General features: G+C 70.1%; 9 protein-coding genes. All 9 read right to left on the bottom strand.

Annotation, left to right across the window (positions count from 1 at the left end; genetic code table 11):
- Window positions 1–7: 7 nt before the first annotated feature.
- The 9 genes from ACFFGY_RS21850 to ACFFGY_RS21890 all read right to left on the bottom strand — a co-directional run bounded on the left by ACFFGY_RS21850 (window position 8) and on the right by ACFFGY_RS21890 (window position 9,998).
- Complete coding sequence (locus tag ACFFGY_RS21850; RefSeq protein WP_377046659.1) at window positions 8–802, bottom strand: FAD binding domain-containing protein; 795 nt, start codon at window positions 800–802, stop codon at window positions 8–10.
- Between the two features lie 14 nt (window positions 803–816).
- Window positions 817–1,314, bottom strand: a complete 498-nt coding sequence (locus ACFFGY_RS21855; RefSeq protein WP_377046660.1) for a (2Fe-2S)-binding protein — start codon at window positions 1,312–1,314, stop codon at window positions 817–819.
- A gap of 198 nt (window positions 1,315–1,512) precedes the next feature.
- A complete protein-coding gene (locus tag ACFFGY_RS21860) occupies window positions 1,513–2,334 on the bottom strand; it encodes an SIMPL domain-containing protein (protein ID WP_377046661.1) in 822 nt (273 codons plus the stop codon).
- Between the two features lie 229 nt (window positions 2,335–2,563).
- Window positions 2,564–3,616 carry an ABC transporter ATP-binding protein gene (locus tag ACFFGY_RS21865; protein WP_377046662.1) on the bottom strand — a complete coding sequence of 351 codons (1,053 nt, stop codon included), beginning with the start codon at window positions 3,614–3,616 and terminating at the stop codon, window positions 2,564–2,566.
- On the bottom strand, window positions 3,613–4,605 hold the full coding sequence (locus ACFFGY_RS21870) for an ABC transporter ATP-binding protein (RefSeq protein WP_377046663.1): 993 nt from the start codon (window positions 4,603–4,605) through the stop codon (window positions 3,613–3,615). The genes ACFFGY_RS21865 and ACFFGY_RS21870 overlap by 4 nt, the downstream gene beginning before the upstream one ends.
- Window positions 4,606–4,609: 4 nt before the next feature.
- Window positions 4,610–5,521, bottom strand: a complete 912-nt coding sequence (locus tag ACFFGY_RS21875) for an ABC transporter permease (RefSeq protein ID WP_456316181.1) — start codon at window positions 5,519–5,521, stop codon at window positions 4,610–4,612.
- Window positions 5,518–6,459: an ABC transporter permease gene (locus ACFFGY_RS21880; RefSeq protein ID WP_377046664.1), complete on the bottom strand. Its 942-nt coding sequence runs from the start codon at window positions 6,457–6,459 to the stop codon at window positions 5,518–5,520. Before ACFFGY_RS21880 ends, ACFFGY_RS21875 begins: the two co-directional genes overlap by 4 nt.
- 6 nt (window positions 6,460–6,465) lie before the next feature.
- Window positions 6,466–8,085: an ABC transporter substrate-binding protein gene (locus ACFFGY_RS21885; protein ID WP_377046665.1), complete on the bottom strand. Its 1,620-nt coding sequence runs from the start codon at window positions 8,083–8,085 to the stop codon at window positions 6,466–6,468.
- A gap of 263 nt (window positions 8,086–8,348) precedes the next feature.
- Window positions 8,349–9,998, bottom strand: coding sequence for an ABC transporter substrate-binding protein (locus ACFFGY_RS21890; protein WP_377046666.1), 1,650 nt, complete (start codon window positions 9,996–9,998; stop codon window positions 8,349–8,351).
- Between the last annotated feature and the right edge of the window lie 460 nt (window positions 9,999–10,458).

Genomic DNA, 10,458 nt, shown 5'->3' on the forward strand with positions numbered 1-10,458 from the left:
GGCCGGCTCAGCCCGCCTCGATCACGGCGCGCTTGGCCATTACGGTGACGAGGCTGGCGCGGTACTCGACGCCGCCGTGGATGTCGTCGTTCAGCATGTCGGGCGATTGCCGGATCGCGGCCACGGCCTCGGGCGACCAGTTCGCCGTCAGCGCCGCTTCCATCTCGGTCTGCCGGAACACGCCGGGGCCGGCGCCGTTCACCGCGACGCGCACGCCCTGGGGGCCGCGCGCCACGAAGACGCCGGCCATGACGTAGCGCGAGGCGGGGTTGCGCATCTTGGCGTAGCCGGCCTTCTCGGGGATGGGGAAGCGGATCGCCACCAGCAGCTCGTCCATCTCCAGCGCCGTGGTGAACATGCCCTGGAAGTAGTCGTCGGCCTCGATCTCGCGCCGGTCGGTCACGAAGGTGGCGCCCAGCGCCATCGCCGCCGCCGGGTAGTCGGCGGCCGGATCGTTGTTGGCCAGGCTGCCGCCCATGGTGCCGCGGTTGCGGACCTGCGTGTCGCCCAGCATGCCGGCCATCTTCGCCAGCGCCGGGATGGCGGCCCGGACCTGCGCGTCCTCCTCCACCTCGCGGTGGCGGGTCATGGCGCCGATCACCAGCGCGTCCCCTTCCCGCCGGATGCCGCGCAGCTCGGCGATGCCGCTCAGGTCCACCAGTGAGGACGGACGGTTCAGCCGGTGCTTCAGCGCGGGCAGAAGGGTCTGGCCGCCCGAGATCGCCTTGGCGTCCGGGTCGGCGGCGAGCAGCGCCACGGCATCGGCGACGCTACCGGGCTTGTGGTAGGCGAAGTCGTACATCGTTCCCTCCCCCCTTACTCGGCGGCCTGGGCGGTGACGCGGCCGTGCATCACGTGCTGCGCCGCGTCGATTGCCGCCACGATGTTGTGGTAGCCGGTGCAGCGGCACAGGTTGCCTTCGAGCCCGTGGCGGATCTCGGCGTCGCTCAGGCCTTCGGGGTGCTTGTTCACCAGGTCGATCGCCGACATCACCATGCCGGGCGTGCAGAAGCCGCACTGCAGGGCGTGGTGCTCGCGGAAGGCCTCCTGCATCGGGTGCAGCGTGCCGTCGGGCGCGGCGAGACCCTCGATCGTCAGGACCTCGGCGCCGTCGGCCTGGAGCGCCAGCAGCGTGCAGCTCTTCACGCTGTCGCCGTTGACGTGGACGACGCAGGCGCCGCACTGGCTGGTGTCGCAGCCGACATGGGTGCCGGTGAGGCGCAGCTTCTCCCGCAGCAGTTCCACCAGGAGGGTGCGGCCTTCGACCTCGACCGTGTGACGCGTGCCGTTCACGCTGAGCGAAACCTGGGGCATCGCGCGTTTCCTCGTGCAGGGTGCCGGCTGGCACTGTATTCGATGGACGCCGAAGGGTCGCGCCACCGGCCGCGCCGCGTCAAGGCATTGAGGCCGTGAGAATAATTCGCAACCGGCCGCCGCCCTCGCGGGCTGCCCTCCCGCACGCGGCGTGGCACGTCCGGCGAAAGCGGGCGTGATCCGGCCCCGCCATGCGTGTCAGGGAGCTGGCGCGCCGAGCCGGACGGTGACCTGGACCTGCGCCACGACCTCGCTTTCCCCGGCCTCCGTGGCCATAGGCGGGGGCGGCACGGCCCTGGCCATCGCCAGGTTGCCATAGACGGGCGGCCTCGGGATCGCGGCGGGGTCGACCTCGATGCGGGCGATGGGGCCCAGCGCGGTGCCCGCCGCCTTCGCGATCGCGCCGGCGCGGCGCAGCGCCGTGCGGGTGGCCTCGGCCGCGAGTTCCTCCCGCGCCGCCTCGACCTCCTCCTCCCTGGGCGACGAGCCGGACTGGGCGAGGCCGGAGCCGCCATTCTCCAGGCTGCCCGACAGCAGCGCCGGCAGCCGGTCCGGCACGGTGCGGAAGGACACGCTGGTACGGCCGGTATAACCGGTGATGCGGTTGGGCTGGTTACGGACTTCCTGCGTTTCCGGGTCGAAGCTCGTGCTCTCGGTGCGGAGGCGCTCGGCACCCTGGGCGCGCAGGTAGTTCAGGAGCGTGGTCGCCCGCTGCGCCAGGGCGCTGGCCGTGGCCGGGATGTCGCGGCCATGCACCTCGATCGACACGGTGGCGTCGGACACGGTGGCGGGCAGGCGTCGGCGTGCCTCGGCGGCCACCACGATCACGCCCGGCTGGATGGCCTGGACGGGAGTGCCGGGACTGGCAGGTGCGGGGATCGGCGCTGCGGTTCGCGTCTCGACCTGGGGTTGCGGCTGGCTGTCCGCGGCCGTCTGGGCCCCGGCGCCCGCGGGTGCCAGCGCCAGCAGCGTGAGCAACCCGAGGCGCCGCACGAGGGCGGGATGGCGGATCGGGGTCATCGGCGTTTCCTTGCCCGGGCAACGAGGGGCGGCATCCTTGCCCGGGGGTTCCGCCGGCGGCAAGGGCGCCCTCCCCCGGCTCCACCGCCTACGGTGTCCTGAGGCGCGAGCCCCAGCGCGTGACACCCGGAGCGTGACCGCCGGGACGTGACCCCTGAGGCTTGAGCCCGGGGCCTTGGACCCGCAGTGTCCGGACCGGCGGTTCCGTGCCGCCGGCCCGGGCGCCGGTTCAGGCCGCGGCGAGCGGCGTGTTGCGGGCCAGCGGGTTCTCGGCCGCCGGCAGGTCATGCAGGTGGCAGGCCGCGAAATGCCCGCTCTCGGTCGGCTGCAGCCGCGGCTCGTCCACCCGGCAGCGGTCGAAGACGTAGGGGCAGCGGGTGTGGAAGCGGCAGCCCGAGGGCGGGTTGATCGGGCTCGGCACGTCGCCCTTCAGCACGATGCGCTTGCGGGCCGCGCCGGGCTCAGGCACCGGCACGGCCGAGAGCAGCGCCTCGGTATAGGGGTGCTTGGGTGCGGCGAAGAGCTCACGCCGCGGCGCGACCTCGACGATCTTGCCCAGGTACATCACCGCGACCCGGTGCGTCATGTGCTCCACGATCGCGAGGTCGTGGCTGATGAACAGCAGCGCGAGGCCGAGCTCCTTCTGCAGGTCGCCCAGCAGGTTGACGATCTGCGCCTTGACCGAAACGTCCAGCGCCGAGACGGCCTCGTCGCAGATGATCAGGCTGGGGTCGGCGGCCAGCGCCCGGGCGATGCCGATGCGCTGCCGCTGCCCGCCGGAGAACTCGTGCGGCCAGCGGTTGATGGCCTCGCGCGGCAGGCGGACGGTGTCCATCAACTCGTTGAGCCGCTTGTCCAGCGCGGCGCCGTCCTTGGCCAGGCCGAAGTTGCGGATCGGCTCGGCCAGGATGTCGCGCACCCGCATGCGGGGGTTGAGCGAGGAGAACGGGTCCTGGAACACCACCTGCATCTGGCGGCGGCGCTTGCGCAGCGTGCCGAGCGGCATGGTGTCGATGCGGGTGCCTTCCAGCACCACCTGCCCGTCGGTGATGTCGAAGAGACGCAGGATGGCCTTGCCGACGGTGGACTTGCCGCAGCCGGATTCGCCGACGATCGAGAGGGTTTCGCCGCGGTTGACGTGGAAGGAGACGCCGTCCACCGCGTAGACGTAGCCCTTCACGCCGCCGAGCAAGCCGCCGCGCAGGGGGTAGTGCTTCTTGAGGTCCAGGACCTCCAGGACCGGCTGTTCACGGGTCCCGGTGGAAACGGGGGCGACGCTCATGCGGCGATGGCCTCCTTCTCGGAATAATGGCAGGCGGCGAGGTGCGCGGGGGCCTTGGGCTCCAGCGCCGGGGCGACCTCGCGGCAGAACTGGGTGACCTTGGGGCAGCGGCCGGCGAAGACGCAGCCCTGGATCTTGGTCTTGAGGCTGGGCACGAGGCCCGGGATCTCGGCCAGGCGCTCGGTCTCGCCGGTCAGGGACGAACCCAGCTTCGGCACGGCGCCGAGCAGCCCCTCGGTATAGGGGTGCTTGGGTGCGCGGAAGAGCTCCTGCACCGAGGCTTCCTCGACCTTGCGGCCGGCGTACATGACGATCACGCGCTCCGCCACCTCGGCCACCACGCCGAGGTCGTGGGTGATCAGCACGATGGCAGCACCCACGCGGTGCTTGAGGTCGCGCATCAGGTCCAGGATCTGCGCCTGGATGGTGACGTCGAGCGCCGTGGTCGGTTCGTCGGCGATCAGCAGCTTCGGGTTGCAGGCCAGCGCCATGGCGATCATCACGCGCTGGCGCATGCCGCCGGAGAGCTGGTGCGGGTATTCGCGCACGCGCCGCTCCGGCGCCGGGATGCCGACGAGCTTGAGCATCTCGATCGCGCGGTTCTCGGCCTGCTTGCCGGTCATGCCCTGGTGGAGGCGGAGCGACTCACCGATCTGGCGCCCGATGGTGAGCACCGGGTTCAGCGAGGTCATCGGCTCCTGAAAGATCATGCCGATCTCGTTGCCGCGGATGTCGCGCATCTCGCGGTCCGAGAGCTTGAGCAGGTCGCGGCCGTTGAAGCGGATCTCGCCCGCGATCCTGCCCGGCGGCTCGGGGATCAGGCGCAGCACCGACATGGAGGTGACGGACTTGCCGCAGCCGGACTCGCCCACGATCGCCACCGTCTCGCCGGCGTTGACGTGGAAGGAAAGCCCGTCGACGGCGCGGTTCACGCCGCCGTCGGGGGTACGGAAATGAGTCTGGAGGTTCTCGACCTCGAGTAGAGCCATCAGTTCAGATCCTCTTGGCCGCGCGCGGGTCGAGCGCGTCGCGCAGGCCGTCGCCGAGCAGGTTCACCGCGAGAACGGCGAGCGACAGGAAGGCGGCGGGAAAGAAGACGATGTAGGGCTTCACCTGCCAGAGCGCCCTGCCCTCGGCCATGATGTTGCCCCAGGAGGGGATGATCGGCGGGGTGCCGGCGCCGATGAAGCTCAGGCTCGCCTCGATCAGCATGGCGGCGGCCCAGATATAGGTCGCCTGCACCGTCATCGGTGCCACGGTGTTGGGCAGGATGTGGCGCAGGATGATCATCGGCGTGCGGGTGCCCGACGCCACGGCGGCGTCGACGTAGGGTTGTTCGCGCAAGGACAGCACCACGCCGCGCACCAGGCGCGACACGCGCGGGACCTCGGCGATGGTGATGGCCAGCACCACGTTGCCGACCGAGCCGCGGCTGAGCGCCATCAGCGCGATGGCGAGCAGGATCGAGGGGATCGACATCAGCCCGTCCATGACGCGCATGATGATGCTGTCGGCCCAGCGCACGAAGCCCGCGAAGAGGCCGATGGCCAGCCCGATGATCGAGGCGAAGAAGGCGGTGCCGAAGCCCACGATCAGCGACACGCGGGTGCCGTAAAGGACGCGCGAATACACGTCGCGGCCCAGCATGTCGGTGCCGAACCAGTACTGGGCCGAGGGCTCCCGCACGCGGCGGGCGGGCGCCAGCGCGGTCGGGTCCACGGTGCCGAGGTAGGGGGCGAAGATGGCGATCAGCACCAGCAGGGCGAGCAGGAAGCCGCCCAGCGCGATGGTGGGGTGACGCCGGATAAAGCCCCAGGCGCCGCGGCGGGCGCGCGCCACGGGCATGATGTCGGGCATCACGGGCGCGGCCGCGGTGCTCCGCGGCGCGAGGACGGTGGTGCTCAATAGCGGATCCTCGGGTCGAACAGGGTGTAGAGCAAGTCGATGCAGAGGTTGACGATGACGTAGGTGAAGGAGAACAGCAGCACCACGCCCTGGATGATCGGGTAGTCACGGCGCAGGATGGCGTCCACCGTCAGGCGGCCGAGGCCGGGGATGGCGAAGACGCTCTCGGTCACGACGGCGCCGCCGATCAGCAGCGCGATGCCCAGGCCGATCACCGTGACGATCGGCACGGCGGCGTTCTTCAAGGCATGGAGGAACAGGATGCCGCGCTGGCCAACGCCCTTGGCGCGGGCGGTGCGAACGTAGTCCTGCTGGAGGACTTCCATCATGGTGGCGCGGGTGATGCGGGCGATCAGCGCGATATAGGCGCTGCCGAGCGCCACGGCCGGCAGGATCAGGTTCTTGAACCAGGGCCAGACGCCGTTGGCGATGGGGGTGTAGCCCTGCACCGGCACCCAGCCGAAGCGCAGCGCGAAGAAGTAGGCCAGGATATAGCCCACCACGAAGACCGGCACCGAGAAGCCCAGCACCGCGAAGGCCATCACCAGACGGTCCACCCAGGAACCCGACTTCCAGGCGGCCACGACACCCATCGGCACCGCGATCACCACGGCGATCAGGAGCGTCAGCACCATCAGCGACAGGGTCGGCTCGATGCGCTGCGCGATCATGGTGCTGACCGGCAGGTTGGTGAAGATCGAGGTGCCGAGGTCGCCCTGGATGATGTGCCAGGCCCATTCGCCGAAGCGGACGAGGAAGGGCCTGTCCAGGCCCAGCGTGGCGCGGATGCGCTCAACATCGGCGGGGGTCGCCTGATCACCCGCGATCACCGCGGCCGGGTCGCCCGGCGCGAAGTAGAGCAGCGAGAAGACGAAGAGCGCCACGATCACCATCACCGGGATCGTCGCGAGAATGCGTCTGATGATGTAGGAAAGCATGATTGATTATGCCTTGGACACGCCCCAGAAGATAGGCATTGGTGCCTGAATGACTCCGGATACATTCTTTCGCCAAGCCTGATAGGCCAGGAAGAAGCCGGTGGGCGCGAAGACCACGTCCTCCACCGCCGCGGCGTTGAGGCGGTCGATGGCGGCCTTGGCGCTGGCCTCGTCGGTGGCGTCGAACCACTCGTCGCGCGCCTTTTCCACGGCCGGGCTGGAAGGCCAGCCGAACCAGGCCCCATCGCCATTGGCGCGGATACCGGAATAGCCGGCAGGGTTGGCGCAGTCGGCGCCGCCGAACCACGAGAAGAAGATGTTCCAGCCGCCCTGACTGACCGGCGACTTGCTGGCCCGGCGGGTGCCGGTGGTGCCCCAGTCGGTGGCGACGTAATCCACGTTGAAGCCCACCGAGCGCAGGGCCTCGGCCGTGACGTCGCCCTGGGTCTTCACGATCGGCTGGTCCTGCGCCACCAGCATCACCACCGGCGTGCCGTCGTAGCCCGAGGCCTTGAGCGCGGCGCGGGCGGCGTCGAGGTTGCGGGGGCCTTTCAGGATCTCGCCCCCGGCTTCGGTGTAAAGGGTGGTGTCGGGGGTGAAGTAGCCGCCGACCTGCCGCCACAGCTTGTGGTCCTCGCCCACCAGGGCGCGCATGCAGTCCTCCTGGTCGATCGCCATCAGCACGACCCGGCGGACCTCCGGCTTATCGAAGGGCGGCAGCAGGTGGTTCATGCGGAACACGCCGATGTTGCCCAGCGGGTCGGCGATGTCGAGGCGCAGGTCCGGGTTGGACTGCAGCACGGGCACGAGGTCGGTGATGGGGTTCTCCCACCAGTCCACCTCGTTGTTCTGCAGGGCCGCGACGGCGGTGGCGGGGTCGGGCATGACCTTCCACTCGATGCGATCCACCAGGGCGTGCTTGCCGCCGGCCAGCCAGTCGGGCTTTTCCTCCCGCGGGGCGTAGCCGTCGAAGCGGGCGAAATGCGCCTGCGCACCGGGCACCCACTCGTCGGTGAGGAAGCGGAAGGGGCCGGAGCCGACGTATTCCTTGATCTGCTGGAACGGGTCGGTCTTCGCGATCCGCTCGGGCATGATGAAGGCGATGGGCGCGTTGGTCTTGCCCAGCGCCAGCAGCAGCTTCGGATAGGGCTTCCTGAGCACCCAGCGGAAGCTGCGGTCGTCCACCGCCACGAGTTCCTGCTGGATGGCGCGGATCATCTGGCCCATGGGGTCGCGCACCGCCCAGCGGTTCAGGCTCGCCACCACGTCGCGCGACAGCACCGGCGTGCCGTCGTGGAAGCGCAGGCCCGGACGGAGGCGGAAGGTCCAGGTGAGGCCGTCGGCGGAGGTTTCCTCGCTTTCCACCATCTGGCGCTGCGGCCGGATGCGGCTGTCGACGCCGTAGAGCGTGTCCCACACCATGGTGGCGGCGTTGCGGACCACGAACTGCGTGCCCCAGATCGGGTCGAAATTGGCGAGGTTGCTCTGCGGCACGAAGCGCAGCGTGCCCGCGGCCGCGCCGCGCGACACGGCGGGCTGCGCCAGCGCGGAGCGGCCGGACCCACCGGCGGCCAGGATGGTCCCACCGAGGCCGGTGCCGGCCTTGAGGAAGCTACGCCGATCCATGTGATCTCCTGCGCCGGCCGCGATGCGGCGGGTGATGGGCCGGGCGGCGCGCGGCCGCCCCCGTGCCGGCGCACTTGCATGCATCGTGCCAGCGGGGTGGCAGCGGGGTGGCAGCGGGGTGGCACCCGGGGTGGCCGCGGGGCCGGCGAGCGGGAGATCAGCCAGGGATCAGGGCGGAAACGTCCCCGGGGCAGCGGCCGTGCGGCCGGTGGCGGGACGCACGGCCCCTGCCCCGCCGGAGGCAGGAGGCCGGGGCCGGTTGCTCAAGCCGTGCGCTCGACGTTCCAGAACAGCGGCATGCCCTTGAGCACGCCGCTCAGGTTCCGACGGTAGCCGGTGGCCTGGAAGTACTGGCCGAGCGGCAGGTAGGGCACGTCCTCGAAGGCCTGCTTCTGCACCTCGGCCGCGAGCTTCTTCTGGGTGTCGAGGTCGGGCGCGTCGAGCCAGGCGTTCCGCAGTTCCTCAAGCTTCGGCATCGTCGGCCAGCCGAACCAGGCCTTGTCGCCGGTGCCGCGCAGCGCCTGGCTGACGGCCGGGTTGAAGATGTCGAGGCCCGCGAAGAAGGTGAAGAACACGCTCCAGCCGCCCTTGGCCGGCGCTTCGCGGCTGGCGCGGCGCTGCACCACCGAGCCCCAGTCGGTGGAGATGAACTCCACTTCCATGCCGCACTTCTTGAACATGTCGGCGCCGACCTGCGCCAGGGCGTTGAGCGAGGGGAAGTCCGAGGCCGCGATCAGGGTGATCTTCTCGCCCTTGTAGCCGGCGGCCTTGAGGTCGGCCTTCACCTTGTCATAGTCGGGCTTGCTGGTGATCGCTTCCATCCCGGCGTCGCTGGCCATGGGCGTGTCGGGCGGAAAGAAGCCCACGTTCTCGCGCCACAGGGAACGGTCATCGCCGATCACCGCCGTCATGTAGTCGGCCTGGCTGACGGCACCCAGCAGGGCCTTTCGGATGGCCGGGTTGTTGAAGGGCGGGTGGAGGAAGTTGAAGCGGGCCAGCGCGCACAGGCCAGTGGGGTCGGGGATCTCCACCACCACGTTGCGGTCCTGGCGCAGCGCCGGCTGCAGGTCGGGGGTGGGCTGTTCCCACCAGTCCATCTCGCCGCCGATCAGGGCATTGCTGGCGGTGGCGCCGTCGGGGATGACGGTCCATTCGATCCGGTCGAACTTCGCGACCTTGGGGCCGGCGGTCCAGGAGGTGGTGCCGTCCTTGCGCGGCACGTAGCCCTCGAAGCGGGAATACACGATGCGCGATCCCGGCACGCGCTCGGCCGCCTCCCAGCGGAAGGGGCCGGAGCCGATCATCTCCTTGATCGGCGTGGCCGGGTCGGTCTTGGCCAGTCGCTCGGGCATCATGAAGCAGACCGGGGTGGCGGGCTTGCCCAGCGCGTCGAAGATCAGCGGGAACGGCTTCTTGAGCCGGAACAGGATGGTCTTCTCGTCGGGTGCCGAGAGTTCCTCGGTGGCGGCCATCAGTGCCCCGCCCAGCGCGTCGCGGGCGCTCCAGCGGCGGATCGAGGCCACGCAGTCCGCGGCCGTGACCGGCTTGTTGTCGTGCCACTTCAGCCCCTCGCGGAGCGTGATGGTCACGCGCTTGCCGTCCTCCTCGACCTTGTGCCCTTCCGCCATCTGCGGCTGCGGCTTGTAGTCCTCGTCGTAGCCGTAGAGCGTGTCCCAGACGAGGTAGCCGTGGTGGCGCGACACGTAGGCGGTGGTCACGATCGGGTCGGCCACGGCGAGGTCGGCCTGGGGAATGAACTTCAGCACGCGCGGCGCGGCGGGTGCGGCCGGTGCAGTGCCAGTGGCGGCGGGCGCGGCCGGGGGGGCCGCGGGCGCCTGGGCCAGAACCGGACGGCCAGCCCCGACGGCGGCGCCGATGGCCGCCACCCCGGCCAGGAGGTCACGACGAAGCATCCGGAAGTCTCCCGATCACGCGAATTGCCGCAAGGGAACCCCGACGCCGTGCCGCGCGCAAGCCCCGTGCCAGGGCCGGAGCGGCTGTGGTGGTGAGCGAGGAAGAACTCGCATCGTCTTCAAAACTAAACCTAGGATAATCCGGATCCATGATAACAGGGCCGCGAGGGTGTCCTGCGCCCGCCTGCCGGTGACGAACGGTAAACCAGCCTGCCCTTAAGGCTGGCATCGAGGCAGTAAACCTTTCGGAGACCGGCAAGAAAATGTTGCTCGTCCGTACTCCCGCGCCTGCGGAAGGCCGTTCATGAACCGCCCACCGGCGACTCCCATGGTGGCGCCGCCGCCCGACACGATCTTGTCGCGTTCGATCCGGGCGTGTCGCGGCCAGTTCACGGCGGTGGCGTTGTTCAGCGGGGTGGTGAACCTGCTGCAGCTGACGATCTCGCTGTACATGATGCAG

The organism is Roseomonas elaeocarpi (assembly GCF_042433915.1).
GTDB lineage: Bacteria > Pseudomonadota > Alphaproteobacteria > Acetobacterales > Acetobacteraceae > Roseomonas > Roseomonas elaeocarpi.